The 26,514-nt window shown below is 71.9% G+C and carries 25 protein-coding genes; 13 read left to right on the top strand and 12 right to left on the bottom strand.

The window, feature by feature from the left end:
- The first annotated feature begins 26 nt into the window (after window positions 1-26).
- Window positions 27-1,142 carry a recombinase RecA gene (gene recA, locus ACFY3J_RS17245; protein WP_384184412.1) on the top strand — a complete coding sequence of 372 codons (1,116 nt, stop codon included), beginning with the start codon at window positions 27-29 and terminating at the stop codon, window positions 1,140-1,142.
- 3 nt (window positions 1,143-1,145) lie between these two features.
- On the top strand, window positions 1,146-1,997 hold the full coding sequence (gene recX / locus ACFY3J_RS17240) for a recombination regulator RecX (protein ID WP_390841136.1): 852 nt from the start codon (window positions 1,146-1,148) through the stop codon (window positions 1,995-1,997).
- A gap of 77 nt (window positions 1,998-2,074) precedes the next feature.
- Here the strand turns inward: recX and ACFY3J_RS17235 are convergent, their stop codons facing one another.
- The 8 genes from ACFY3J_RS17235 to ACFY3J_RS17200 all read right to left on the bottom strand — a co-directional run bounded on the left by ACFY3J_RS17235 (window position 2,075) and on the right by ACFY3J_RS17200 (window position 8,652).
- On the bottom strand, window positions 2,075-2,497 hold the full coding sequence (locus ACFY3J_RS17235; RefSeq protein ID WP_384184407.1) for a rhodanese-like domain-containing protein: 423 nt from the start codon (window positions 2,495-2,497) through the stop codon (window positions 2,075-2,077).
- Window positions 2,494-3,069 (bottom strand): cysteine dioxygenase, encoded by a 576-nt coding sequence (locus tag ACFY3J_RS17230; protein WP_390841135.1) that lies wholly within the window; start codon window positions 3,067-3,069, stop codon window positions 2,494-2,496. Before ACFY3J_RS17230 ends, ACFY3J_RS17235 begins: the two co-directional genes overlap by 4 nt.
- 111 nt (window positions 3,070-3,180) lie before the next feature.
- Window positions 3,181-3,252: a putative leader peptide gene (locus ACFY3J_RS17225; RefSeq protein ID WP_324838480.1), complete on the bottom strand. Its 72-nt coding sequence runs from the start codon at window positions 3,250-3,252 to the stop codon at window positions 3,181-3,183.
- Between the two features lie 104 nt (window positions 3,253-3,356).
- A complete protein-coding gene (locus ACFY3J_RS17220) occupies window positions 3,357-4,958 on the bottom strand; it encodes an FAD-dependent monooxygenase (RefSeq protein ID WP_390841134.1) in 1,602 nt (533 codons plus the stop codon).
- A gap of 279 nt (window positions 4,959-5,237) precedes the next feature.
- Entirely contained in the window at window positions 5,238-6,143 is a 906-nt protein-coding gene (locus tag ACFY3J_RS17215; RefSeq protein ID WP_384184398.1) for an amino acid ABC transporter permease, read from the bottom strand.
- A complete protein-coding gene (locus ACFY3J_RS17210; RefSeq protein WP_384184395.1) occupies window positions 6,140-6,805 on the bottom strand; it encodes an amino acid ABC transporter permease in 666 nt (221 codons plus the stop codon). The genes ACFY3J_RS17215 and ACFY3J_RS17210 overlap by 4 nt, the downstream gene beginning before the upstream one ends.
- Before the next feature lie 131 nt (window positions 6,806-6,936).
- Complete coding sequence (locus ACFY3J_RS17205; protein ID WP_384184393.1) at window positions 6,937-7,776, bottom strand: glutamate ABC transporter substrate-binding protein; 840 nt, start codon at window positions 7,774-7,776, stop codon at window positions 6,937-6,939.
- Window positions 7,777-7,875: 99 nt separating this feature from the next.
- Window positions 7,876-8,652: an amino acid ABC transporter ATP-binding protein gene (locus ACFY3J_RS17200; protein ID WP_384184390.1), complete on the bottom strand. Its 777-nt coding sequence runs from the start codon at window positions 8,650-8,652 to the stop codon at window positions 7,876-7,878.
- A gap of 284 nt (window positions 8,653-8,936) precedes the next feature.
- Between ACFY3J_RS17200 and ACFY3J_RS17195 the strand changes: the two genes are divergently transcribed.
- Both ACFY3J_RS17195 and ACFY3J_RS17190 read left to right on the top strand, forming a co-directional pair.
- On the top strand, window positions 8,937-9,623 hold the full coding sequence (locus ACFY3J_RS17195) for a response regulator transcription factor (protein ID WP_384184473.1): 687 nt from the start codon (window positions 8,937-8,939) through the stop codon (window positions 9,621-9,623).
- A gap of 9 nt (window positions 9,624-9,632) precedes the next feature.
- Window positions 9,633-11,048, top strand: coding sequence for a sensor histidine kinase (locus ACFY3J_RS17190; RefSeq protein ID WP_384184387.1), 1,416 nt, complete (start codon window positions 9,633-9,635; stop codon window positions 11,046-11,048).
- Here the strand turns inward: ACFY3J_RS17190 and ACFY3J_RS17185 are convergent.
- The gene (locus tag ACFY3J_RS17185; protein WP_384184384.1) at window positions 11,038-12,036 is read right to left on the bottom strand and encodes a TAXI family TRAP transporter solute-binding subunit; all 999 of its coding nucleotides are present in this window, start codon (window positions 12,034-12,036) and stop codon (window positions 11,038-11,040) included. The two genes, ACFY3J_RS17190 and ACFY3J_RS17185, sit on opposite strands and share 11 nt — an antisense overlap.
- A 95-nt stretch (window positions 12,037-12,131) precedes the next feature.
- Here ACFY3J_RS17185 and ACFY3J_RS17180 point away from each other — a divergent pair, with 95 nt between their 5' ends.
- Window positions 12,132-12,536 (top strand): MazG nucleotide pyrophosphohydrolase domain-containing protein, encoded by a 405-nt coding sequence (locus ACFY3J_RS17180; RefSeq protein WP_141357687.1) that lies wholly within the window; start codon window positions 12,132-12,134, stop codon window positions 12,534-12,536.
- Here the strand turns inward: ACFY3J_RS17180 and ACFY3J_RS17175 are convergent.
- Window positions 12,473-13,747 carry a glycosyltransferase 87 family protein gene (locus ACFY3J_RS17175; RefSeq protein WP_390841133.1) on the bottom strand — a complete coding sequence of 425 codons (1,275 nt, stop codon included), beginning with the start codon at window positions 13,745-13,747 and terminating at the stop codon, window positions 12,473-12,475. The genes ACFY3J_RS17180 and ACFY3J_RS17175 overlap by 64 nt on opposite strands.
- Before the next feature lie 178 nt (window positions 13,748-13,925).
- Between ACFY3J_RS17175 and miaB the strand changes: the two genes are divergently transcribed.
- A complete protein-coding gene (miaB, locus tag ACFY3J_RS17170; RefSeq protein ID WP_390841132.1) occupies window positions 13,926-15,455 on the top strand; it encodes a tRNA (N6-isopentenyl adenosine(37)-C2)-methylthiotransferase MiaB in 1,530 nt (509 codons plus the stop codon).
- Between the two features lie 58 nt (window positions 15,456-15,513).
- Window positions 15,514-16,227, top strand: a complete 714-nt coding sequence (locus ACFY3J_RS17165; protein WP_384184376.1) for a class III extradiol dioxygenase subunit B-like domain-containing protein — start codon at window positions 15,514-15,516, stop codon at window positions 16,225-16,227.
- A gap of 67 nt (window positions 16,228-16,294) precedes the next feature.
- Here the strand turns inward: ACFY3J_RS17165 and ACFY3J_RS17160 are convergent, their stop codons facing one another.
- Complete coding sequence (locus ACFY3J_RS17160) at window positions 16,295-16,627, bottom strand: antitoxin (RefSeq protein ID WP_384184373.1); 333 nt, start codon at window positions 16,625-16,627, stop codon at window positions 16,295-16,297.
- Window positions 16,628-16,814: 187 nt separating this feature from the next.
- On the opposite strand from ACFY3J_RS17160, the gene miaA reads away from it, so the two are divergent.
- The 6 genes from miaA to hflX all read left to right on the top strand — a co-directional run bounded on the left by miaA (window position 16,815) and on the right by hflX (window position 25,192).
- Window positions 16,815-17,753: a tRNA (adenosine(37)-N6)-dimethylallyltransferase MiaA gene (gene miaA / locus ACFY3J_RS17155; protein WP_384184370.1), complete on the top strand. Its 939-nt coding sequence runs from the start codon at window positions 16,815-16,817 to the stop codon at window positions 17,751-17,753.
- A gap of 108 nt (window positions 17,754-17,861) precedes the next feature.
- Window positions 17,862-18,359: a hypothetical protein gene (locus ACFY3J_RS17150; protein ID WP_384184470.1), complete on the top strand. Its 498-nt coding sequence runs from the start codon at window positions 17,862-17,864 to the stop codon at window positions 18,357-18,359.
- A gap of 142 nt (window positions 18,360-18,501) precedes the next feature.
- Window positions 18,502-19,371 carry a diaminopimelate epimerase gene (gene dapF, locus ACFY3J_RS17145; protein ID WP_384184367.1) on the top strand — a complete coding sequence of 290 codons (870 nt, stop codon included), beginning with the start codon at window positions 18,502-18,504 and terminating at the stop codon, window positions 19,369-19,371.
- Between the two features lie 298 nt (window positions 19,372-19,669).
- Complete coding sequence (locus tag ACFY3J_RS17140) at window positions 19,670-21,895, top strand: RelA/SpoT family protein (RefSeq protein WP_384184364.1); 2,226 nt, start codon at window positions 19,670-19,672, stop codon at window positions 21,893-21,895.
- A gap of 112 nt (window positions 21,896-22,007) precedes the next feature.
- Window positions 22,008-23,486 (top strand): M1 family metallopeptidase, encoded by a 1,479-nt coding sequence (locus ACFY3J_RS17135; RefSeq protein WP_390841131.1) that lies wholly within the window; start codon window positions 22,008-22,010, stop codon window positions 23,484-23,486.
- Window positions 23,487-23,680: 194 nt separating this feature from the next.
- Complete coding sequence (hflX, locus tag ACFY3J_RS17130; RefSeq protein WP_390841130.1) at window positions 23,681-25,192, top strand: GTPase HflX; 1,512 nt, start codon at window positions 23,681-23,683, stop codon at window positions 25,190-25,192.
- 68 nt (window positions 25,193-25,260) lie between these two features.
- Here the strand turns inward: hflX and ACFY3J_RS17125 are convergent, their stop codons facing one another.
- Window positions 25,261-26,478, bottom strand: a complete 1,218-nt coding sequence (locus ACFY3J_RS17125) for a trypsin-like serine peptidase (RefSeq protein ID WP_390841129.1) — start codon at window positions 26,476-26,478, stop codon at window positions 25,261-25,263.
- Between the last annotated feature and the right edge of the window lie 36 nt (window positions 26,479-26,514).

The following is a 26,514-nucleotide window of genomic DNA, read 5'->3' as shown; positions in this document are numbered from 1 at the left end:
CGACTCAAGCAAACCGGGTGGAACCCATGGCAGGAACCGACCGCGAGAAGGCGCTCGACGCCGCGCTCGCACAGATTGAACGACAATTCGGCAAGGGCGCGGTCATGCGCATGGGCGAGCGGTCGAAGGAGCCGATCGAGGTCATCCCGACCGGGTCGACCGCGCTCGACGTGGCCCTCGGCGTCGGTGGCCTGCCGCGCGGCCGAGTCGTGGAGATCTACGGACCGGAGTCCTCCGGCAAGACGACCCTGACCCTGCACGCGGTGGCGAACGCGCAGAAGGCGGGCGGCCAGGTCGCGTTCGTGGACGCGGAGCACGCCCTCGACCCCGAGTACGCGAAGAAGCTCGGCGTCGACATCGACAACCTCATCCTCTCCCAGCCGGACAACGGCGAGCAGGCCCTGGAGATCGTGGACATGCTGGTCCGCTCCGGCGCCCTCGACCTCATCGTCATCGACTCCGTCGCCGCGCTCGTCCCGCGCGCGGAGATCGAGGGCGAGATGGGCGACAGCCACGTGGGTCTCCAGGCCCGGCTGATGAGCCAGGCCCTGCGCAAGATCACCAGCGCGCTCAACCAGTCCAAGACCACCGCGATCTTCATCAACCAGCTCCGCGAGAAGATCGGCGTGATGTTCGGCTCCCCGGAGACCACGACCGGTGGCCGGGCCCTGAAGTTCTACGCCTCGGTGCGCATCGACATCCGCCGTATCGAGACCCTGAAGGACGGCACGGAGGCGGTCGGCAACCGGACCCGCTGCAAGGTCGTCAAGAACAAGGTCGCGCCGCCCTTCAAGCAGGCCGAGTTCGACATCCTCTACGGCCAGGGCATCAGCCGCGAGGGCGGTCTGATCGACATGGGCGTGGAGCACGGCTTCGTCCGCAAGGCCGGCGCCTGGTACACGTACGAGGGCGACCAGCTCGGCCAGGGCAAGGAGAACGCGCGCAACTTCCTCAAGGACAACCCCGACCTGGCCAACGAGATCGAGAAGAAGATCAAGGAGAAGTTGGGCGTCGGCGTACGGCCGCAGGAGCCGGCCGCGGAGCCGGGCGCGGACGCCGCGGTCACCACCGCCGCGGACGACGCGGCCAAGACGGCGCCCGCCAAGGCCACCAAGCCCAAGGCCTCCTCGGCCAAGAGCTGACCCGTGACACGGCGAACCGACTGGGCCGAGTACGAGCACGAGCAGGCGTACGAGCACGCCGCCTTCGGTGCCCCACGGGGGAGGGGCACCGGGGACGCGCTCGGCTCGGGCACGGACGGAGACGGCGTGCACGGGGATGCCGAGCCGGACGCTGGTGTGCCTTGGGGCGACGGCGGACAGCGGCGCGCTGGTGGCCCACCCGTGAGTGGTGCGCGCCGGGGCGGCTCGCGTGACGGCGGGTCGCACGGTGGACGCGGACGCCGTCGGCGCGGCTTCGGCGAGGCGTCCGCCGAGGACGGGGGCGATGACGGGGGCACCTTCTCCCTGCCGAGGGCTGAGCAGGGGGAGCCTCCGGGGGACCCGGTGGAGCGGGCGCGCGCCATCTGCCTGCGCCTGCTCACCGGGACCCCGCGCACCCGCAAGCAGCTCGCGGACGCCCTGCGCAAGCGGGAGATCCCGGACGAGGCGGCGGACGAGGTCCTGTCCAGGTTCGAGGAGGTCGGGTTGATCGACGACAGCGCGTTCGCGGACGCCTGGGTGGAGTCCCGGCACCACGGGCGCGGACTGGCCCGGCGCGCGCTCGCCCGGGAGCTGCGGACCAAGGGCGTCGACGCGGCGCTGATCGACGAGGCGGTCGGCCGGCTCGACGCCGATCAGGAGGAGGCCACCGCGCGCGAACTCGTCGCCCGCAAACTGCGCTCCACCCGCGGCCTCGACCGCGACAAACGACTGCGCCGCCTCGCCGGGATGCTCGCCCGCAAGGGCTACTCCGAGGGCCTGGCCCTGCGCGTGGTCCGGCAGGCGCTGGAGGAGGAGGGCGAGGACACGGACTTCCTGGCCGACGAGGGGTACTGAGCCGGCGCCCGCCGGGCGGCCTGCGCCGGGAGACACTGACACCACGGGGAGCGCGCGGGCCTGGCGTGCGACTCCCTCTACGACGACTGAACGCGGCCGTCCCACGGCGTCACCGGCAGCCCGGCCGAGCGCCATGCCTGGAAGCCGCCCACCAGGTCGGTCGCCCGGAGCAGCCCCAACTGGTGCAGGGAAGCGGCCGCGAGACTCGACGCGTAGCCCTCGTTGCAGACGACGACCACGCGCAGATCGTGGCCGGTGGCCTCGGGGACACGGTGGCTGCCCAGCGGGTCCAGCCGCCACTCCAGTTCGTTGCGCTCCACGACGAGGGCGCCCGGTATCAGGCCGTCCCGCGAACGCAGCGCGGCGTAGCGGATGTCCACCAGGAGCGCGTCGCCGGCGCGGGCGGCCGCGTACGCGTCGCGCGCCTCGACGCGCTCGTAACCCCGGCGGATCCGCTCCAGCAACTCATCGATTCCGACGGGTGGTTGGGGTGTGCTCACTGCCAGTCCTCCGGGCGCTCGACCTGTTCCAGGCGCAGTGTCTGCCCGGTGCGGCTGTAGCGGCGGATGCGGGGCAGCGGCGGATGGTAGGCGTGCACGGAGACGGCGTGCCGGTCGGTGGACTCGTTGAGCACCTCGTGCACGTGGTGGCGGCCGAAGGAGCGGCCCCGCCCCGCCGGGAGCCGCCGTTCGCGGTCCACCCCCTCGGTCAGTTCGAGGGTCTTCCAGCCGTCGGTGGGCAGCCGGGCCGCGAGCGAGTTCTCCTTCAGCTCGCCCGCCGCGGTGACGAAGGCGCCCGCCGAGTCGGCGTGGTCGTGCCAGCCCGTGCCGGTGCCGGGCGGCCAGCCGATCAGCCAGGCCTCACTGCCGCCGGGCCCCTCCAGGCGCACCCAGGTGCGGCCCTCCGGGTCGAGCGGAAGCGAGGCGATCAGCCCGGTGTCGGCGGCGGTGCGCCGCACGAAGTCGAGGAGTTCCGCCTGCGTCGGCGCCCGTACGGAGGGCGCGGACACGGCGGGTGGGGAAGCGTCAGGGGAGAGATCGGGAGCCGAGGGGCCGAGGGGCGAGACAGACACGTGCACCGTCCTGAAGAGCGTTCGCGAAAGGCGCGCGGCGGCACAGGGCACGGACGAAGGACGTACGGGAGTGTGCGAATGAGGCGGCGCGCCGGGGGAGGGAAAGCGAGTTCAACAGGCCGGACGACACACGCAGCCCGCATAGCGGACGAGGTCCATGTGGACCCTCCGCCACAGGCGCACATCGGTGTCGGTCACGTTCCGGAGTAGACCACGGCGGTACCGACCGGTCAACTCGCCGCCACCCTGTGGACCGCACGGCGCGTACGGTCCACAGGGCTCCGCGGTCAGCGCGCGCCCGCCTCGGCACGGTCCTCGGCATGTCCGGCGCCGCCCAGCGCCGTCTCCGCCGCGGTGTACAGGTCGGCCGGGCGCACCCCGCTCAGCGCGGTGACCAGGTGCCCGTCGGGTCGTACCAGGAGGACGGTGTGGGGAGCGGCGCCCGGGTAGCTCTCGGCGACCAGCAGTTCGGCGGGGTGCGGCAGCGCGGTCACCGCGGCGGCCAGCCGGGGCATGAGGCCGGCGCTCACCCAGTGCCGGCGCTCCCACACACCCGTGCCCGGCGCGATCAGCACCACGAGCAGCGCGCCGTGGCCCAGCCGGTCCCTCAGCGGCACGAAGGAACCGTCCTCCGCGGTGACCACCACGTCGGCGACCGGAGCGCCGGCCGGCGTGTCCACCAGCACCTCTCCGTCGAGGGGCGAGGGTGTGAGCGGTGAGCCGACGTACGCCCCCGGCGCGCCCAGCGGTCCGCGCCCCAGATGTCCGTCCATCAGCAGGGCGTCGTGTCCACGGCCGGACCCGGGCACGAGGGACCGCAGTCCGCCGCCCCCGCGCAGCACCGGCAGCAGCTGGTCGGCGGCGCGCAGCCGGGCGGCGACGATCGCGCGCCGTTCGGTCTGGTAGCTGTCCAGCAGCCCCTCGTGCGGCCCGTGGTGCCAGGCCGGCGCCAGCTTCCAGGCGAGGTTGTCGGCGTCCCGCAGGCCCTCGTCGAGACCCTGGGTGCCGAGCGCGCCCAGCAGGTGGGCCGCGTCCCCGGCGAGGAAGACCCGCCCGGCGCGCCAGCGGCGGGCCACCCGGTGGTGGACCGTGTGGACTCCGGTGTCCAGGAGTTCGTACGACGGCGAGGTTTCGCCGGTCCAGCCGGTGAGGGTCTCCCGGATGCGGGCGAGCAGCAGTTCGGGTGTGACCAGGTCCTTGCCGGGCGGCAGCAGCCAGTCCAGCCGCCATACGTCGTCCGGGAGCGGACGGGCGGCGATCTCCCCGGCGAAGGGGCCCGTCGTCCGCCACGGCGGCAGCCGGTGGAGGAACGCTTCGCCGGGCGGGGGCAGTTCGGTGCGCACCGCGGCGACGGCGTGCCGCTCGACGGCCGTACGGCCGGGGAAGCGGATGTCCTGGAGCTTGCGCACGGTCGAACGCGGGCCGTCGCAGCCGACCAGGTAACTGCCGCGCCACCACGTGCCGCCCGGGCCGCGGGTGTGGACGGTGACCCCCGTGGACTCCTGCTCCATGCTGTCGAGGCGGCTGTCCACGGCGAGTTCGATCAGCGGTTCGCGGGAGACGGCCGCGCGCAGGGCGCCGGTCAGCACGTGCTGGGCGATGTGCAGCGGTGCGGGTTCGGCGTCGTCGAAGGCGATCTCGCACATCACCTGTTTGCGCCGCAACGACCGCCATCCGGCCCAACGGAGCCCGGCCCCGCCGAGCGGCGCACCGGCCAGACGCTCCACGAGCGCGGTGGTGTCCTCGCGCAGGACGACCGTGCGCGCGGCGCGCGGCGCGTCCGCGCCGGGTCCCTCGTCGAGTACGACGGACGGCACCTCCTGACGCGCCAGCGCCAGGGCGAGCGTGAGCCCGACGGGCCCCGCTCCGACAACGATCACCGGGTCCACGGCGCGGCGCCCCCTGCCAGCAGTGGTGTCCAGGGGGTCACAGGTGAACAGGAAGCCGGAGCACGGTGCACGATCACAGAACGTATGCAACAGACTGGGCGCCAGCCGGTCAAGCGGGACGCACGCCGGTGCTCCAGGTGCGCGGTGGCGTGCGCCGTGCGGCGGCTCGTGAGCGCGGCCGACCGCCGTGCTCCTTGCTCGGCGCCGAACGCCGGCGGGGGTGCGGCGGCACCAGCCACCGCACCCCCGCCGGGTGCCCCCAAAAGGCCTTACGGCCCGTCAGATCGTGCCGCCCGTACCCGTTCCGTAGGTGCCGCCGACCTGGGCGGGGTTGACCTCCTCGTCGTCCGCGGCGAGGACGACGCCGGTGCTCCTCTTGCTGCGACGCAGCCTGCGCTCGAGCCAGCTCGCGAAGCTGGTGAGGGCGAAGTTGAGCAGGATGAAGATGACGGCCACCACGATGAAGCTGGCGATGACGTTGGCGTAGTTGGCCGCGAGCGTGTTGCGGTTGTTCAGCAGCTCGGTGAAGCCGAGCATCACCCCGCCCAGCGCGGTGTCCTTCACGATGACGACCAACTGGCTGACGATGGCCGGCAGCATGACGGTGACCGCCTGCGGGAGCAGGATGCTGCTCATCGTCTGGCCCTTGCGCAGACCGATCGCGTAGGCGGCCTCCGTCTGCCCCTTGGGGAGGGCCAGGATGCCGGCACGTACGACCTCGGCGAGAACCGAGGCGTTGTAGAGCACCAGGCCGGTGATGACTGCGTAGAGGGGGCGCTCGTCGCTGGCGATGCCCGTGGAGCGCACGTAGAACTCGTTGGCGAACAGCATCAGCAGCAGTACCGGGATCGCCCGGAAGATCTCGACCACCACACCGGCCGGAACCCGGATCCACCGGTGGTCGGACAGCCGGGCTATGCCGAAGACCGCGCCCAGCGGAAGGGCGATGATCATGGCAAGCGCCGCGGCCTTCAGGGTGTTGCCGAGACCGGGCAGCAGGTACGTCGTCCAGGCCGCGGAGGTGGTGAAGGGCTGCCACAGGTCCCACTTGAGCTGGCCCTTGTCGTTCATTGTCGACCAGACCCACCACACGAGCAGCGCGAGCAGGCCGACGAAGACGACCGAGAGGACGACATTGCGCCGCTTGGCCCGGGGGCCGGGGGCGTCGTAGAGAACGGAACTCATCGCTTCACCGCCAGTCGCTTGCCGAGCCAGCCGAGGAAAAGGCCGACGGGCAGGGTCAGAACCACGAACCCGAGGGCGAAGACGGCGCCGATGGCGAGTGTCTCGGCCTCGTTCTCGATCATCGTCTTCATCAGGTAGGCGGCCTCGGCCACACCGATCGCGGCCGCCACGGTCGTGTTCTTGGTCAGTGCGATCAGTACGTTGGCCAGCGGTCCGATGACCGCGCGGAACGCCTGCGGCAGCACGATGAGCCGCAGGGACTGGCTGAAGTTGAGCCCGATCGCGCGCGCCGCCTCCGCCTGCCCGACCGGCACGGTGTTGATGCCGGAGCGCAGCGCCTCGCAGACGAACGCCGCGTGGTAGGCGACGAGCCCGAGCACCGCCAGCCGGAAGCCCTGGACCTTGAAGTCGGACGCGCCCATCGTCACTCCGAAAGTGTCGGCGAGGCCGATGGAGGTGAAGACGATGAGCACCGTCAGGGGGATGTTCCGGAAGATGTTGACGTATGCGGTGCCGAAGCCGCGCATCAGCGGAACCGGGCTGACCCGCATCGCGGCCAGCATGGTGCCCCAGACCAGCGAGCCCAGGGCGGAGAGGACGGTGAGTTTCACCGTCATCCAGAACGCCCCTAGGACGTCGTAACCTTGAAGAAAGTCGAACACGATCTCCCGCGCTTCCGGGTGTGTGGCGTACGAGGAGGGCGTGGCGCGCCGCCGCCGTGAGCGCGGCGGGCGGCGGCGCGCCCATGGAACCCTGCGAGGCCTGCGGATCCCTGCTTACCGGACGAGCCGGGTCACTTGACGATGTTGCCGATCTTCGGCGCGGGCTCGTTCTTGTAGTTCGCCGGGCCGAGGTTCTTCTTGATCGCGGCATCCCACGCACCGTCGCTGACCATCTTCTCCAGCGCGGAGTTGATCTTGTCCACGGTCGCGGTGTCGCCCTTCTTGACACCGATGCCGTAGTTCTCGTTGCTCAGCTTGAGCCCGGCGAGCTTGAACTGGCCCTTGTACTTGTCCTGGGAGGCGTAGCCCGCGAGGATCGAGTCGTCGGTGGTCAGCGCGTCGACGGCACCGCTCTGCAGGCCGGCGATGCACTCCGAGTAGCCGCCGTACTCCTTCAGGTCGGCCTTCGGGGCGATCGACTTCTGCACGTTCTGCGCCGAGGTGGAGCCGGTCACGGAACACAGCTTCTTGCCGTTGAGGTCCGTGCCCTTGGAGATGTCCGAGTCCGCCTTGACCAGCAGGTCCTGGTGGGCCAGCAGGTACGGCCCGGCGAAGTCGACCTTCTGCTTGCGCTCGTCGTTGATCGAGTACGTGGCCACGATGAACTTCACGTCGCCGCGGGCCAGCGCGTTCTCACGGTCGGCGCTCTTGGTCTCGACCCACTCGATCTGGTCGGCCTTGTAGCCGAGTTCCTTGGCCACGTAGGTGGCCACGTCCACGTCGAAACCGGCGTAGGAGCCGTCGGGCTGCTTCAGGCCCAGGCCGGGCTGGTCGAACTTGATGCCGACCTTGATCTTGCCGCCACCACCCGACGACCCCTCGTCCTTCTTGTCGTTCGAGCCACACGCCGTCGCAGAGAGGGCGAGGGCGAGGACGACGGCCGAGGCGGCGGTGACCTTGCGGAGCTTCATGTGAACTTCCTTCGGTGTTGAGGAGATGCGGAGCCGTCGGGACGGCGACGGCACGATCAGGGGCCGGTGGCGCACGGCGTCACCGGCGGGGCCGTCGCGTCAGTGGTGCAGGATCTTCGAAAGGAAGTCCCTGGCCCGGTCGCTGCGCGGGTTGCTGAAGAACTGGTCGGGCGCAGCCTGTTCGATGATCCGGCCGTCGGCCATGAAGACCACCCGGTTTGCAGCCGATCGGGCGAAGCCCATCTCGTGGGTGACGACGACCATCGTCATGCCGTCCCGGGCGAGTTGCTGCATGACCTCCAGCACCTCGTTGATCATCTCCGGGTCGAGCGCGGAGGTCGGCTCGTCGAACAGCATGACCTTCGGGTCCATGGCCAGCGCCCGTGCGATGGCCACGCGCTGCTGCTGGCCACCGGAGAGCTGCGCCGGGTACTTGTCGGCCTGCGCGCCCACTCCGACCCGGTCGAGCAGCTCGCGGGCCCGCTCCTCGGCCTTCTTCCTGTCCGTGCGGCGGACCTTGACCTGGCCGAGCATCACGTTCTCGAGCACGGTCTTGTGCGCGAAGAGGTTGAAGGACTGGAAGACCATGCCGACGTCGGCGCGCAGCCGGGCCAGCTCCTTGCCCTCCTGGGGCAGCGGCTTGCCGTCGATATTGATGGTGCCCGAATCGATGGTCTCCAGGCGGTTGATGGTGCGGCACAGGGTGGACTTCCCGGACCCGGAGGGCCCGATGACCACGACGACCTCGCCGCGGGTGATCGTCAACTCGATGTCCTGGAGTACGTGCAACGCGCCGAAGTGCTTGTTGACGCTCTTCAGGACGACCAGATCGGCGGTCGAGGCCACGTCTTCCTTGGCCATCGATACTTCGGTCATCGCTTTCAGGCTCCGTCCTCCTCGGTTTCGGGGGACAGTAATGACCGATGCGACCTGCGTCATTACATCTGAGGGAGATCTGAGCATCACGATCCGGTAGCGGGCGTACACATGTCGTAGCGTGACCGGGCGGGGTGCGTACCGGCTGGATAACGACACACGGTGCGCAACCGGAACCCTCTTGACGCCGTCCTCGTCCATCGGCGTCACTGCCATGGTGCATGCGCGCGTGCACGACGTTTACAGGCTGTGACCGTATGACACATGAACCGGAGGGGGCCGGAATGCGACTGCTCCTCGTCGAGGACGACAACCACGTCGCCGCCGCCCTGTCCGCGGTCCTGGCGCGGCACGGGTACGACGTCACGCACGCCCGCAGCGGTGAGGAGGCCCTCCAGGCGCTCGTCCCCGAGAGCGCCTGCTTCGGCGTGGTCCTGCTGGACCTGGGCCTGCCCGACCAGGACGGCTACGAGGTCTGCGCCAGGATCCGCAAGCGCACCAGCATTCCCGTGATCATGGTCACCGCCCGCTCCGACGTCCGCTCCCGGATCCACGGCCTCAACCTCGGCGCCGACGACTACGTGGTGAAGCCCTACGACACCGGCGAACTGCTCGCCCGTATCCACGCCGTCAGCCGCCGCACGGCCCACGAGGACGCGAACGCCGGGGGCGAGAGCACGCTGCGCCTGGGCGCCGTGCACATCGAACTGCCCACCCGGCAGGTCAGCGTGGACGGCGCGGTCGTCCAGCTCACTCGCAAGGAGTTCGACCTGCTCGCGCTGCTCGCCCAGCGCCCCGGGGTGGTCTTCCGGCGGGAGCAGATCATCAGCGAGGTTTGGCAGACAAGTTGGGAGGGCACCGGACGGACCCTGGAGGTGCACGTCGCCTCCTTGCGCTCCAAGCTGCGCACGCCGGCGCTCATCGAGACCGTACGCGGCGTCGGTTACCGCCTCGTCGCCCCGGCCGCCTAGCGGGGACGGGTGAGTTCACGTCTGCTGCCGCTGCTCATCGTCCTGATGGCGGCCGTCCTGCTCGCCCTCGGCGTCCCGCTCGCCGTCAGTGTCGCCGGAGCCGAGCAGCAGAAGGCGGTCGTGGACCGCATCGACGACGCCGCGCGTTTCGCCGCCCTGGCCCAGTTCGTCACCGACGGGACCAGCGGTCCCCGACGCACGGTCCCGGACGAGCGGTTGGAGACCCTGCGCCGCGAGCTCGGCAGCTACCACGGGGTCTACGACATCCGGGCCGGCGTCTTCTACCGGACCGGCATCCCGATGGCCAACGCCCCGGCCGACTGGTCGCTGCCCGCGTTCGGCGAGGTCCGCGACGCCTTCGACGAGGCACTGCTGAGCCGGCGCAGCCACGACCCGGAACAGGTCTGGCCCTGGCAGCGCCACCGGCTCGTCGTCGCCTCCCCCGTGATCCGGGACGGTGACGTCGTCGCGGTCGTCGTCACCGACTCGCCGACCGGGCAGGTGCGTTCGCGGACCGTGCACGGGTGGCTGCTCATCGGCACCGGCGAGATCGCCGCGATGCTGCTCGCCGTCGGCGCGGCACTGCGGCTGACCGGCTGGGTGCTCAGACCCGTGCGGATCCTCGACGCCACCACCCACGACATCGCCACCGGGCGGCTGAAGTCCCGGGTGGCGGCCGCCGGCGGGCCGCCCGAACTGCGGCGGCTCGCCCGGTCGTTCAACGAGATGGCGGACAATGTCGAGGACGTGCTGGAACAGCAGCGCGCCTTCGTCGCCGACGCCTCGCACCAGTTGCGCAATCCGCTCTCCGCGCTGCTGCTGCGCATCGAGCTGCTCGCGCTCGAACTGCCCGAGGGCAACGAGGAGATCGCCTCCGTGCGCACCGAGGGCAAACGCCTCGCCCAGGTCCTGGACGACCTGCTCGACCTGGCGCTCGCCGAGCACGCGGAACCGGATCTGACGCTCATCGACATCGGGGAGCTGGCCGCCGAGCGGGTGGCGGCCTGGGCGCCGGCCGCCGAGGCCAAGGGGGTGCGACTGGTCGGCGACTGCCCGGCCACCACGGGCTGGGCCGACCCCGTGGCGCTGTCGTCCGCGCTGGACGCGGTGATCGACAACGCGGTGAAGTTCACGCCGGGCGGCGAGAGCGTCGAGGTGACGGTCTCCTTCAACCGCGAAACGTCGACGATCGTGGTCGCCGACCACGGTCCCGGCCTCACCGACGAGGAGATCGCCCGGGTCGGCGACCGCTTCTGGCGCAGCGGACGCCACCAGAACATCAACGGCTCCGGCCTCGGCCTGTCCATCTCCCGCGCGCTGCTCGCGGCGGGCGGCGGCTCGATCTCCTACGTCCGGCACCGGGAGGAGGAGCCGCGCGGGCTGCGGGTGACGGTGGCCGTGCCGAGGTCGGTGCCTACGGCTTGACCGAGCGGTAGTAGCGCCGCGCGCCCTCGTGCAGGGCCAGCGGGTCGGTGTAGATCGCGGTGCGCAGGTCGACCAGCTGGGCGGAGTGGACGTGGGCGCCGATGCCGTCGCGGCTCTTGATGACGGTGCGGGTCACCCACTCCGTCAGCCTCGGGTCCATGTCCTTGCGCGTCATCAGCACGTTGGACACGGCGATCGTCGGCACGGTCGCGCCCTTCTGGGCCGACGGGTACGCCGACTCCGGCATGTTGGTGGCGCGGTAGTAGCGTGTGGCGCCGCCCTCGGCGTGCAGCCTGGCCACCAGCTCGGCCTCGATCGGCACGAAACGGAACGCGAACTTCTCGGCCAGCCGCCGCAGACCGTCCGTCGGCAACCCGCCCGACCAGAAGAACGCGTCGAGCTCGCCCCGCCGCAGCCGGTCCGGAGCGGTGCCGATGCCGTCGCCCATCGGGCGGATGTCCGTCTCCGGGTCGATCCCGGCCGTCCTGAGCACCCGCTCGGCGATCAGCCGGACACCGGACTCCGGCGGCCCGACCGACACCCGCTTGCCGCGCAGGTCCGACACGGAGCGGATGTGCGAGTCGCTGGGGACGACGAGCTGCACGTAGTCGTCGTAGAGGCGGGCCACACCGCGCAGCCGCGCGGCACCCGGGCCGTGGTTCACCTCGTACGTCTCCACCGCGTCCGCCGCGGCGATGGTGAAGTCGGCCCGGCCGGTCGCCACCCGCGCGACGTTCTCCTGTGAGCCGTCGCTGGTCAGCAGCCGCACCTTCAGATCGGGCATGTCCTTGGCGAACGCGGTGCGCAGCCGCACGCCGTACTCCTGGTAGACCCCGCGCAGGGTTCCCGTGCTGAAGGTGATCGTCCCGCTCGGCGGGGCTTCGCCCAGGGGCAGCAGCCACCACAGCAGCAGCCCGAGGACCACGACCCCGGCGGCCGTGCCCTGGAGGCCGCGGCGTCGTCCGATGCGGGGGAACGGCTTTGGCATGCGCGCGATCCTGCCAGTGGGACGGCGTGCTGACCAGGGGCGGGCGGCCCGGCGGGTGGCCGGTGCCGTCCGGGCCGGCGGCTAACCTCGCGGGTATGAGTTCCTCGCCCGCCGATCTGGTCCGTGAGTTCCACCGTGCCTTCGGGCTCGACGCCCGCCCCACGCCCACCCGGGTGCCGCCGGAGCTCGCCGCGCACCGCGGGGAACTGCTCGCGGAGGAGGCGGCCGAGGTCGCGGAGGTCTCGGTCGGCGGCCCGCTCGACCGGCTCGCGCACGAGCTGGCGGACGTCGTGTACGTGGCGTACGGCACCGCCCTGGTGCACGGCATCGATCTCGACGAGGTGATCGCCGAGATCCACCGCGCCAACATGACCAAGCTCGGCCCGGACGGCCGGGTCGCCCGCCGCGCCGACGGCAAGGTGCTCAAGGGAGAGCACTACGTGGCGCCCGACGTGTCGGCCGTGCTGCGCCGGCAGGGCTGGGTCCCCGACGGCGCCTGACGCGGGCTGCGTACGTCCGGGCCGGCGGGCCACCGCGGTGAGGACCGGGCGCACCGCACGGCGAGCACCAGTGCGAGCGCGGACAGCGTGGCCGCGTCCTTGAACGCCCTGCGGGTCGAGGCGTCCAGCTGCGGGAAGGTGAACTGGGGCACCTGCGGGACGAGCGCGACCCAGAACCACGGCGAACGCGTCACCGAGTCCGCCTCCAGCGCCCCGGCGACCAGCAGCGGCACCACGACGACCAGGTAGTGGTCGTAGGACGGCCGGGACACCAGGTAGGAGGCCAGCATCAGCAGCGCGGCCGTGTCCGTGAGCCGCGCCGGACCGGGATCGGCGCGCAGCCAGCGCAGCCCGGCGCAGAGCACACCGGCCGCCGCCGCGGTCAGGGCCACCGCCTCGGCCGGGACGGGCGGCAGCCCCAGCCGCGGCAGCACCGCCGGCAGGGAGGAGTCGAACGGCCGCATCAGACCGTCCCCGCCCTTGAGCAGGAAGGGCAGCGTGCGAGTGAAGAAGCCGCCCGGGTCCGGCATGATCAGGGCCGCGCCCAACGACAGGGCCAGGGGCACCGCCACCATCCAGGCCAGCGCCCGCCACCGCCGGGCCAGCACCAGCAGGACGACCACGGGCAGCAGCAGCGGCTTCACCGCCACCGAGAGGCCCAGGACCACCCCGGCCAGGTCCCAGCGGCCCCGGTCCGCCAGCAGCAGCGCCAGCGGCAACGCCAGGGCGCTGACCGCCGTCCAGTTCCCCAGGTTCACCAGGTGGCCGACCGGCGCCCAGCACAGCACCAGCCCCAGCAGCCCCAGCACCGCGAACCGGCTGCGCGCCGGCACCCGGAACAGGCGCACCGCACACCACCAGCCGCCCGCGATCAGGGCCACGCAGACGAGCGGGGCGGCGACGCGCACCACGGCCGCCGGCAGCGCGGCCTGCCCGGCGGCGAACAGCACGGCACTCGGCAGGTACAGGAAGCGCCGGTCGGTGTACGGAGCGCCACCGCCCAGCCAGATCTGCCCGGCATGGACGACGAAGGCGTTGTCCATGCCTCCCCGGGCGAACACGACGGCCACGCGCGCGGCGCGGGCGAACAGGACGACGGCGAGGAGGGCGACCGGGACCGGACCGGCCGGCCGCAGCAGCCATGCGCGCAGCACCGCGGTCGGGGGCCCTTCCGGCGCGGGTGCCCGCGGGGCGTCACGAAGCTCCGTCACCCGTGTCATTTTGGGTCAGTTGCCCCCATGCGGGGGGGAAGCGGCCGGTCGTGTCGCTGTCACGAGGGTGCAAAGCCCCCCGCGGCCGTCGCTCCCGTGGATCCGCGCGGTGCCCGGCCTGGAAGGGCGTGACGCTCCGCCGTCCCGGGGCCGTCCGGGAACCACCTACCCTTGACGCATGACCAGCAGCAGCGACCGGAGCCCCGCAGTGGACGTTCAAGGACCCAAGAGCTACGAGATCCGCACCTACGGGTGCCAGATGAACGTCCACGACTCGGAGCGGCTGGCCGGCCTGCTCGAGGACGCCGGCTACGTGCGGGCGCCGGAGGGGGCGGACGGCGACGCGGACGTCGTCGTCTTCAATACCTGCGCCGTCCGGGAGAACGCCGACAACCGGCTGTACGGCAACCTGGGCCGCCTGGCGCCGCAGAAGGCGAAGCGGCCCGGGATGCAGATCGCGGTCGGCGGCTGCCTGGCGCAGAAGGACCGGGACACCATCGTGAAGAAGGCGCCCTGGGTGGACGTCGTCTTCGGCACGCACAACATCGGCAAGCTGCCCGTCCTGCTGGAGCGCGCCCGCGTGCAGCAGGAGGCGCAGGTCGAGATCGCCGAGTCCCTGGAGGCGTTCCCCTCCACGCTGCCGACGCGGCGCGAGAGCGCGTACGCGGCCTGGGTCTCGATCTCCGTCGGCTGCAACAACACGTGCACCTTCTGCATCGTCCCCGCGCTGCGCGGCAAGGAGAAGGACCGCCGCCCCGGCGACATCCTCGCCGAGGTGGAGGCCCTGGTCGCCGAGGGCGTCTCCGAGATCACGCTGCTCGGCCAGAACGTCAACGCCTACGGCTCCGACATCGGGGACCGCGAGGCGTTCGGCAAGCTGCTGCGGGCCTGCGGGAACATCGACGGCCTGGAGCGGGTCCGCTTCACCTCGCCCCACCCGCGCGACTTCACCGACGACGTGATCGCCGCGATGGCCGAGACCCCGAACGTCATGCCGCAGCTGCACATGCCGCTCCAGTCCGGCTCCGACACGGTGCTGAAGGCGATGCGCCGCTCCTACCGGCAGGAGCGTTACCTCGGGATCATCGAGAAGGTCCGCGCCGCCATCCCGCACGCCGCGATCACCACCGACATCATCGTGGGCTTCCCCGGCGAGACCGAGGAGGACTTCGAGCAGACCCTGCACGTCGTGCGCGAGGCGCGCTTCGCGCAGGCGTTCACCTTCCAGTACTCCAAGCGTCCCGGCACCCCGGCCGCCGAGATGGACGACCAGATCCCCAAGGAGGTCGTCCAGGCGCGCTACGAGCGGCTGGTCGCGCTCCAGGAGGAGATCTCCTGGGAGGAGAACAAGCGGCAGGTCGGCCGCACGCTGGAGCTCATGGTCGCCGAGGGCGAGGGCCGCAAGGACGGCGCCACCCACCGTCTCTCCGGCCGCGCCCCCGACAACCGCCTGGTCCACTTGACCAAGCCCGAGCAGGACGTGCGTCCCGGCGACGTGGTCACCGTCGAGATCACGTACGCCGCCCCGCACCACCTCCTCGCCGAGGGTCCGGTGCTCGACGTGCGCCGCACGCGCGCGGGTGACGCGTGGGAGAAGCGCAACGCCGTCGAGGTCGCCCAGCCGGCCGGTGTCATGCTCGGCCTGCCGAAGGTGGGGGTGCCCGAGCCGCTGCCGGTCGCCGCGAACAGCGGCTGCGGCTGCGACTGACCCGTCGGGCGAGCGGCCGCCCGACGACCGGCCGTCCGACGGCGTTACCCTGCGGATCATGCTTGTCGCCGCCGCTGTCTGCCCCTGCCCGCCCCTCCTCGTGCCCGAGGTGGCCGCGGGAGCCGCACCCGAGCTGGACTCCGCCCGGGCCGCCTGCACGGACGCGCTGGGCGCGCTCGCCGCCGCCCGGCCCGACCTGCTGGTGGTCGTCGGACCCGCGGAGGCCTCCGGGCACGGCGTTTTTCCGGAGGGCACCCGGGGCTCGTTCCACGGCTTCGGCGTGGACCTGGAGGTACGGCTCGGCCGGGACACGGGCGCCGGGGCCGGGGGCGAGCTGCCGCCCTCGCTCGCCGTCGCCGCCTGGCTGCTGGAACGCACCGGCTGGTCCGACGCCCCGGTCGAGGGACTCGGTGTGGGGGAGTCGCCGGCGCCCGAGCGGTGTGCGGCGGCCGGCCGGGACCTCGCCGCGCGGGCCGGCCGCGTGGCGCTGCTGGTGATGGGCGACGCCAGCGCGCGGCGCACGCTCAAGGCGCCGGGCTATCTCGACGAACGGGCCGAACCCTTCGACGCGGGCATCGCCCGGGCACTGGGGGAGGCCGACACGTCGGCTCTCCTGGCGCTCGGCCGGGAGCCGGCGCACGAACTGAAGGCGTCGGGCCGGGCCCCCTGGCAGGTGCTGGCCGGAGCGGCCGAGGGCGCCGGTCTCTCCGGCGCGCTGCTCTACGACGACGCGCCGTACGGAGTGGGGTACCTGGTCGCGGCCTGGTCGTGAGCGAAACGCGGCGGACACGGCGGACGGCCGGGATGCGTCGCGCCTCCCGGCCGTCCGTCGACGCCTCTCAGGACGTGGGTGGCGGTCCCTCCGGCGGCGTGGGAGCGGAAGCGCCGCCCGGCGCCGCGCCGGTGCCCTGGTCCGGGCTCGTGCCCGCCTCCGGGGCCGTACGGCTCTCCGGGCTCGTCCCGCCCTTGTGGGCGAGCCGGTCCATGGCGCCCTTGGCCTTGTCCGTACCCGCGTGGATCTTGTCGCTGTACTTGCCCTTGGTCTTCTCGTCGACCACCTTCGCGGCCTTGTCGAGGTTGTGCCCGATCGTGCCCCCGTGGCGCTGGGCGAGGTCCGACACCTTCTCCTTCGCCGGGCCGATCCTGGCCTTCATGTTGTCCAGCAGACCCATGGTTCACCTTCCCTGACGGGGCGGATTCCTTCTCCCCCGCGGTCGAGTTCCCCTCCGGCCCTTCGACCACCGAAGGAGTCACGCAAAAACGCCCATACTCACTCGATACCCTACTCGTCCTACCCCGTCACCTGCCGTCACACGACTCGTGCGAGGCACCTCCTGCGGCGTTTGGGAGACTGGTGCGGTGAGCAGCGCACCCCCCGCCCCCCGCGTCATCGCCGTCGTCGGCCCCACTGCGGCCGGAAAGTCCGATCTGGGCGTCTTTCTGGCCCAGCGCCTCGGCGGCGAGGTCGTCAACGCCGACTCCATGCAGCTCTACCGAGGGATGGACATCGGCACCGCGAAGCTGACGCCCGAGGAGCGCGGTGGTGTGCCGCACCACCTGCTCGACATCTGGGACGTGACGGTCACGGCGTCCGTCGCCGAGTACCAGCGGCTCGCCCGGGAGCGGATCGACGCGCTGCTCGCCGAGGGGCGCTGGCCGGTCCTGGTCGGCGGCTCCGGCCTGTACGTCCGCGGGGCCGTGGACAACCTGGAGTTCCCCGGCACCGATCCCGAGGTGCGCGCCCGGCTGGAGGACGAGCTCACGCTGCGCGGCTCCGGCGCTCTGCACGCCCGCCTCGCCGCCGCCGACCCCGAGGCCGCGCGGGCGATCCTGCCCAGCAACGGCCGCCGGATCGTCCGGGCCCTCGAGGTGATCGAGATCACCGGCCGCCCCTTCACCGCGAACCTCCCGGGTCACGACTCGGTCTACGACACCGTCCAGATCGGCGTCGACGTCGCCCGCCCCGAACTCGACGAACGCATCGCGCGCCGGGTCGACCGCATGTGGGAGGCGGGGCTCGTGGACGAGGTGCGCGCGCTGGAGGCGCGGGGCCTGCGCGAGGGGCGTACGGCATCGCGTGCGCTCGGCTACCAGCAGGTGCTCGCGGCGCTCGCGGGGGAGTGCACGCTCGACGAGGCGCGCGCGGAGACCGTACGCGCCACGAAACGCTTCGCGCGGCGTCAGGACTCGTGGTTCCGGCGGGACCCCCGTGTGCACTGGCTGAGCGGGGCTGCGTCGGATCTCACAGAACTTCCGCATCTCGCCCTGGCGTTGGTCGAACGACCGGTTACAGCCTGATCACGTCATGGCATCGGGACGCCCAGGCCGTCATCCAGGCCTCCGGCGCCGTGCCATCATCAAGCTCGGATCGACCGAGTGAAGTCCTAGTTGGGAGGGCGCGTGGCGATGGAGGCCGGCCCTCGCGACACCGCACAAGACACCGACCGCATCACCGTGGAGCGCGGCGGCGCGGAACCGGACGACGACTCGTTGAGCCCCGACGGGCCCGACGAGACGCAGGGCGGCGTGACCGCGGACGGCCCCGGGCCCGAGGAGATGTTCGCGGGGCCCGAGGTGGAGGTCGAGCTGCGCCCGCAGCGGCGGCTGCGCATCTGGCAGTTGGCCCCGATCGTGGGCCTGGCCGTCGTCGGCTCCCTGATGTTCGCCTTCCCGCTGGCCTTCGACGGCGACAACGGCGCCGTGATCGCCATGCTGGGACTGCTGATCTGCTCGTGCTCGGCGGGCTGGGGCATGATGGCCGCCCGCCGCGTCGGCCACACCTGGCCGGGCCTGCCGCCGCGCGGTTCCGGGCGGCGCCTGGACTGGCGGGTGATCGGCGCGTACGTCCTCGTCGTCGCCGTGGTCGTGGTCCTGGCCGTCTGGCGGGTCGCCCGGCTCCGCTAGGCCGCACCGGGCCCCGGCTTCACCGGCCGCGCGCCCGGACCCCGGCTCCGCCAGTACCCGGGCACCGCCCCTGCCGCGGACCGGCCCCGCGGCCGCTGAACATGATCACCGGGTTGCCGGAGCGACCCCGTACGATCGAGCCATGAGCACGCGCATCCCCTTCCTCAAGGGCCACGGCACGGAGAACGACTTCGTGATCGTCCCGGACCCGGAGAACGCCGTCGAGCTGTCCCCGGCGGCCGTCGCCGCCCTGTGCGACCGCCGCGCGGGCATCGGCGGGGACGGGGTGCTGCACGTCGTGCGCTCCGCCGCGCACCCCGAGGCCCGCGGCATGGCGGCCGAGGCGGAGTGGTTCATGGACTACCGCAACGCCGACGGCTCCGTCGCGGAGATGTGCGGCAACGGCGTGCGGGTGTTCGCACGCTACCTCCAGCACGCCGGACACACGACGGAGGGCGACCTCGCGATCGCCACGCGCGGGGGCGTGAAGACGGTGCACATCGCCAAGGACGGTGACATCACCGTCGGCATGGGCCGGGCGAGGCTTCCCGAAGGGGACGTCACCGTGAGCGTCGGCGGCCGCAGTTGGCCCGCGCGCAACGTGAACATGGGCAACCCGCACGCGGTCGCCTTCGTCGACGACCTCGCCGACGCCGGCGATCTGCTCTCCCCGCCGCCCTTCAGCCCGGCCGCCGCCTACCCGGACGGCGTGAACGTCGAGTTCGTCGTCGACCGCGGTCCCCGCCACGTCGCCCTGCGCGTGCACGAACGCGGCTCGGGCGAGACCCGCTCGTGCGGCACGGGCGCGTGTGCCGTCGCCGTGGCGGCTGCCCGGCGCGACGGCGCCGACCCGACGGCCACCGGGACTCCGGTGACGTACACGGTGGACCTCCCCGGCGGAACGCTGGTGATCACCGAGCGGCCGGACGGCGAGATCGAGATGACCGGCTCCGCCGTGCTCGTCGCCGAGGGCGAGATCGACGCGAAGTGGCTTGAATCAGCGGCCGGCTGACGGTCGGGCGGCTGGATATCGCAGCCCTGACGGCCCATGGGAAGGTCATACGTATGCCTGGAGGCGGGAACGGGCGGCGAATCCACGGCTGGCCCCCTGTCAGGTGACTGGAAACCATAAACCTCCTGGCCATCGCTCGAATGGGTGATCCGTTTCACGCTCGTCGAGAGACGGCCGGTCGGGCGTGCTGGGCTCGGTAGCATCAATCACCGGCCCGGACGGGGGATCCGTAGCCAACCCCTGTGCCGAGTACGCCCTGGGGCGCCCCGTCCGCCGGTCCACGCAGCCGGAGGTGCCCATGAGTGCGGATGCCACGAATCCTGCGGCCCCGGGCCCGGTGGTTCCCGTGGAGCCACGGCGCAGGGCCCGCCCGCGGATCGACCTGCGCCGGCTCGGCCGTGCCGCACTGCTCGGGACGGCCGCCCGCGACCGGCTGCCGGACGCCATCGGCCACGTGGCAGAGGCCCATCGCGCGCACTACCCGGAAACGGACCTCGAGCCGCTGCGCCGCGCCTACGTCCTGGCCGAGTCCTCGCACCGCGGCCAGATGCGCAAGAGCGGCGAGCCCTACATCACGCATCCGCTCGCCGTGACCCTCATCCTCGCCGAACTCGGCGCCGAGACCACGACGTTGACCGCGTCTCTTCTGCACGACACCGTCGAGGACACCGATGTGACGCTGGACCAGGTCCGCGAGCAGTTCGGCGAGGAGGTCCGCTACCTCGTCGACGGCGTCACCAAGCTGGAGAAGGTCGACTACGGCGCGGCCGCCGAGCCCGAGACCTTCCGCAAGATGCTCGTCGCCACCGGCAACGACGTCCGCGTGATGTCGATCAAACTCGCCGACCGGCTGCACAACATGCGCACCCTCGGCGTGATGCGCCCGGAGAAACAGGCCCGTATCGCGAAAGTGACCCGGGACGTCCTCATCCCGCTCGCCGAACGGCTCGGCGTGCAGGCGCTCAAAACCGAGCTGGAGGACCTCGTCTTCGCGATCCTGCACCCCGAGGAGTACGCGCACACGCGGGAGTTGATCGCGGAGAACGCGGGCCGCCCGGGCGACCCGCTCACCGAGGTCGCCGAGCAGGTGCGCGGGGTGCTGCGCGAGGCGGACGTTCCCGCCGAAGTGCTCCTCAGACCACGGCACTTCGTCTCCGTGCACCGGGTCTCGCGCAAGCGCGGCCGACTGCGCGGCTGTGACTTCGGACGGCTGCTCGTGCTGGTGAACGAGGACGCCGACTGCTACGCCGTCCTCGGCGAGCTGCACACCTGCATGACGCCCGTCGTCTCGGAGTTCAAGGACTTCATCGCCGTACCCAAGTTCAACCTGTACCAGTCGCTGCACACCGCCGTGGCCCGCGAGGACGGACAGGTCGTCGAAGTCCTCATCCGCACCCACCAGATGCACAAGGTCGCCGAGGCCGGGGTCGTCGCACTCGGCAATCCCTACGCCCCTCCCGGGGAGGAGCACTCCGCGAGCGACGGCGAGCGCGCCGACCCCACCCGCCCCGGCTGGCTCTCCCGCCTCCTCGAATGGCAGCGGGCCGCGCCGGACCCCGACACCTTCTGGTCCACCCTGCGCGCCGACCTCGCCCAGGACCGCGAGATCACCGTCTTCCGGCCCGACGGGGGCACCCTGGGCCTGCCCGAGGGCGCCACGTGCGTGGACGCCGCGTACGCCCAGTACGGCGAGGACGCGCACGCGTGCATGGGCGCCCGCGTCAACGGCCGCCTGGCGACGCTGAGCACCGTCCTGAAGGACGGCGACTCCGTCCAGCTCCTGATGGGCCAGGACCCGGCCTCCGAGCCTTCCCGGGAATGGCTGGACCACGCCCACACCCCGGCCGCCCGCATCGCCATCCAACGCCGCCTGGCCACCCGTCAGTCGGCCGCGGACCTGGCCCAGGACGCAGGCGGGGACGCCGCACCGGCCGCGGGCAGTCCCGCGCGCGCCGACTCCTCCGCGGCTGCGCGGGCCGGCGCGGATCCCGGCCCGTCGCCGGTTCCGGTGCCCGCCGGAGCGGTCCCACCGGCCGGGCTCGACGTGCCGGGCGCCTTCGGGTTGGACACGGCGAGCGTCGTGGTCGTCGGCCGGCCCGACGCGGCCGCACGGCTCGCCGGCTGCTGCACACCCGTGCCGCCCGACGAGATCACCGGCTTCGCCGTGCGCGGGGGAATGGTGACCGTGCACCGCGTGGAATGCGCCGCGGTCGCGCGGATGAGGAACGCGGGGCGCGCGGAATTCGGCGTGCGCTGGGGGGAGACCGCCGCGTGCCGAGTCACGCTGCTCGCGGAATCGTTCGGCCGCCCCCACCTGCTGGCCGACCTCACCGAGGCCATCGCCCTCGAGGGCGTCGAGATCGTCTCCGCGACCGTGGCCCCGCCGGCCCAGCAGCGCGTCCGCCACACGTACACCCTCCAACTCCCCGACGCGGCGGGGCTCCCGGCCCTGATGCGCGCGATGCGCAACGTCCCGGGTGTCTACGACGTGAGCCGCACCCAGCCTCAGCCACCAGGGGTGTGAGCGGTAGGACCCCGCGCCTCCGCGGCCCTCGGCGTGCTCCCGTGGGGCTCTTTCGGGTGGGTTGGGCGCGCGTCGGCGCGGTGGGGCGGATGGGCGCTGGTAGCGGTGGTCCATGCCGCTCAGCCTTGGATCACGTGTCCCGCGTCGCCTGAAGGCGACCCTCCTCGCGTCCGCCGTCTCCGTCTGTCTCGTCGCCGTGAGTGCTCCGGCCGAGCCGCTGGGCGTTGGTGACCGGCTCTTCCCTCACCTGGGCAACCCCGGGTACGACGTGTCGTCGTACGACCTGTCGTTCACCTATGCCGGAGACAACGGCAAGCCGCTCCAGGCCGTCACCACGATCGACGCGTGGGCCACCGAGGACCTGGAGCGCGTGAACCTCGACTTCGCGCACGGCACGGTCGACGCCGTGGAGGTCGACGGACTGCCGGCCGAGTTCACCACCGCGGGCGAGGATCTCGTGGTCACCCCGAAGTTCCCGCTGCCGCAGAGCAGTTGGATGCGTGTCACCGTGCACCACACCAGCGATCCCGTGTCCGAGAAGGGACGCGACGGTGGCTGGGTCCGCACCACGGACGGTCTCGCCATGGCCAACCAGGCCGACGCCGCCCATCTGGTGTTCCCGTGCAACGACCACCCCTCCGACAAGGCGATGTTCACCTTCCACGTCACCGCGCCCGACGAGTACACGGCGGTCACCAACGGCCTCCCGGCCGGCGTCACCCGGACCGGCGGGACGACGACCTGGACGTACCGCACCCTGCACCCCATGGCCACCGAACTGGCTCAGGTGTCCATCGGCCGCTCCACCGTGGTGCACCGCACCGGCCCGCACGGCCTGCCCCTGCGCGACGTCGTCCCCGCCGAGGACCGCGAGCTGCTCGAACCGTGGCTGGCCAGGACCCCCGACCAGATCGCCTGGATGGAGAGCAAGGTCGGCACGTACCCCTTCGAGACGTACGGCGTGCTCATGGCCTCCGCCGCCACCGGCTTCGAACTCGAGACGCAGACCCTGTCCCTCTTCGAGAAGAAGCTGTTCACCGAACCCGCCTACCCCCGGTGGTACGTCGAGTCGATCATGGTGCACGAGCTGTCCCACCAGTGGTTCGGCGACAGCGTCAGCCCTCGCACCTGGTCCGACGTGTGGCTCAACGAGGGCCACGCCACCTGGTACGAGGCCCTGTACGCCGACGAGAAGGCGAAGAAGCCGCTGGAGACCCGTATGAAGGCCGCCTACGGCGCCTCGGACCGCTGGCGCGAGTCCGGCGGACCGCCCGCGCTGCCCAAGTCGCCGAGGCCCGGCCTGAAGATCGGGGTCTTCCGCGCGAACGTCTACGACGGCGCCGCGCTCGTCCTGTACGCGCTGCGCCAGGAGATCGGCAAGCCGGACTTCGAGCGCCTGGAGCGCGCCTGGGTGCGGGCCCACCGGGACGGCACGGCCACCACGGCCGACTTCGAGCGCCTGGCCTCGGGCATCGCCGGACGTGACCTGAGCGGCTTCTTCCAGGCCTGGCTGTACGGCGAGAAGACCCCGCCGATGCCCGGCCACCCCGACTGGAAGCCCGTCCCGCCGCCGGAGACGGCGAAAAAGTGAGTGAGTGGACGTGAACGGACGTGAGGGACGCGAATGGAAAAACCCGGTGGTGGCACCCGGAGGAATAACGCAGTGACGAGACGGGCCGTACCGTGCGACCATCTTCAGACCGGCGCCGCGCGGGGCCACGGGAATCTCCCGGGGCGCCCGTACGTTGTGACCGGTGACGGACTCTCCCACCACGTAAGGACCAAATGACCTCCTCTTCTTCCTCTTCCCAGTCGTTTGAGGCGTCCCAGGACAGCAAGCGCCTCGCGCACTCCTACCCCGAAGGTCTCCGGGCCGATGCCCTGATGGAAGAGGACGTCACCTGGAGCCACGAGTTCGACGGAGAGCGGGACGGCGATCAGTTCGACCGTTCCGAGCGGGCGGCGCTGCGCCGTGTCGCGGGCCTGTCCACCGAGCTCGAGGACGTCACCGAGGTCGAGTACCGCCAGCTCCGCCTGGAGCGGGTCGTGCTCGTCGGCGTATGGACCTCGGGGACCGCGCGGGACGCGGAGAACTCCCTGGCCGAGCTGGCCGCCCTCGCGGAGACCGCGGGCGCGGTCGTGCTCGACGGCGTCATCCAGCGCCGTGACAAGCCCGACGCGGCCACCTACATCGGCTCCGGCAAGGCCAACGAGCTGCGCGACATCGTCCTGGAGACCGGCGCGGACACCGTCATCTGCGACGGTGAGCTCAGCCCGGGCCAGCTGATCCACCTCGAGGACGTCGTCAAGGTCAAGGTCATCGACCGTACGGCCCTGATCCTGGACATCTTCGCCCAGCACGCCAAGTCCCGGGAGGGCAAGGCGCAGGTCGCGCTCGCCCAGATGCAGTACATGCTGCCGAGGCTGCGCGGCTGGGGTCAGTCGCTGTCCCGGCAGATGGGCGGCGGCAGCGGCGGCGGCCTCGCCACGCGCGGACCCGGTGAGACCAAGATCGAGACGGACCGTCGGCGGATCCGCGAGAAGATGGCGAAGATGCGCCGGGAGATCGCGGAGATGAAGACCGGCCGCGAGATCAAGCGCCAGGAGCGGCGCCGCAACAAGGTGCCCTCCGTCGCCATCGCCGGCTACACCAACGCCGGCAAGTCCTCCCTGCTCAACCGGCTCACCGGCGCGGGTGTCCTGGTCGAGAACGCGCTGTTCGCGACCCTGGACCCGACCGTGCGCCGGGCCGAGACCCCGAGCGGGCGGCTCTACACGCTGGCGGACACCGTCGGCTTCGTCCGGCACCTGCCGCACCACCTGGTCGAGGCCTTCCGCTCCACCATGGAGGAGGTCGGCGACTCCGACCTGATCCTGCACGTGGTGGACGGCTCCCATCCCGACCCGGAGGAGCAGCTGGCCGCGGTGCGCGAGGTGATCAGGGACGTCGGCGCCACCGACGTACCCGAGATCGTCGTGGTCAACAAGGCGGACGCGGCGGACCCGCTGGTGCTCCAGCGGCTGCTGCGGATCGAGAAGCGCTCGATCGTCGTCTCGGCCCGCTCCGGGCAGGGCATCACCGAGCTGCTCGCGCTGATCGACAGCGAGCTGCCCCGGCCGTCCGTCGAGATCGAGGCGCTGGTGCCGTACACCCACGGCAAGCTGATCGCCCGTGCCCACACCGAGGGCGAGGTGATCTCCGAGGAGCACACCGCGGAGGGCACCCTGCTCAAGGCCCGGGTGCACGAGGAGCTCGCGGCGGAACTGGCGCCGTACGTGCCCGCCACCGCGCTCTGACCCATAGCAGCACCGGCCGAGGGCCCGCTCCCTGTCGAAGGGGGCGGGCCCTCGGCGTCGTCACCGGGTCACCGGCCGCCGTAGGTCCTGCTCATGTTCTGGTACAGCGCCTCCGCGTCCTGCCCCAGCTGCGGACCCGCCAGCCAGGTGTGGTCCGCCGGGCCGATCGAGGTGTTGGACACCAGCTTCGTCCTGCCGTCCACCACGCGGAACCAGCCGCCGCCGGAGGAGCCGCCGGTCATGGTGCAGCCGATGCGGTACATCGTCGGGAGCGACGGGCTGAGCGACAGCCGGCCCGGCCGGTCGACGCAGCGGAACATGTTCAGACCGTTGTACGGAGGCGCGGCCGGGTAGCCCCAGGCGCCCATCGTGGCGACCCGCGTCGTCGGCGGCGCGGAGAAGTCCACGTCCAGCGCCGCCCCGACGGTCTCCTCCAGCGACCGGGAACCGGACTCCGGCTTCACATGCAGCACGGCGTAGTCGTACGCCGCGCCCGCGCCGCCCGTCTCCGCACCGCCCTGGATCCACTGGTTGGAGGTGGATGCCCAGTCCGCCCACCAGGCGCCGTACGGGGCGACCTCGGAGGCCTTCGCGTTGCTCAGCTGCGCCGCGGACTTGCCGAGGTCGTTGTAGGCCGGCACGAACGCGATGTTGCGGTACCAGCCGCCGTCCCGGCCGGCGTGCACGCAGTGGCCGGCGGTCCACACCAGGTTGGACTTGCCCGGGTGGTTGACGTCCTTGACGACCGTGCCCGAGCAGACCATCGAGCCCTGGGGCGAGTCGAAGAAGACCTTGCCGACCGGAGCGGCGTTCTCGTGGTACGGCGTCTTCTCCGCCTGCGCCCGGACGGGCTGCGGCGCCGGGTCGCTGACGCCCTGGTCTGCGGCGGCGTCCTGGGTGGAGACCGTCTTGTCGGCCTCCTGGGCGGACTTCATCCGCTCGGGCTGCCACAGGCCCTCGATCACCGGGTTGACGAAGTCCTTGGCCTCACTGAGCCACTTGTCCTTGTCCCAGTCCTTCCAGGCCCCGTTCTTCCACTTGTCGACATCGATCCCGTGCTCCTTGAGCCTGTCCGCGATGTCGGCCGGAATCCCGACTTTGCCGTCGCCGCCGCCGCCGTCCGCGGACTGAGAGGCGGCGGCGTCCGGCGTGCCGGCGGCGTCGGCCTTGCCCGAGCCGTCGCAGGCGGTGGCGGTGAGCGTCAGGGCCGCGACGAGCCCGGTGGCGGCCAGGACGGTGCGCCGGCGCGCGCGCCGGGGCGTGGCGGAACCAGGTATGAACTGCATGGTGCGATGAACCCCCGTCGGTTGGTGTGAAATGCC

The organism is Streptomyces sp. NPDC001231, from assembly GCF_042896885.1.
Classification (GTDB): domain Bacteria; phylum Actinomycetota; class Actinomycetes; order Streptomycetales; family Streptomycetaceae; genus Streptomyces.
This window is presented reverse-complemented; position numbering and strand designations above follow the sequence as displayed.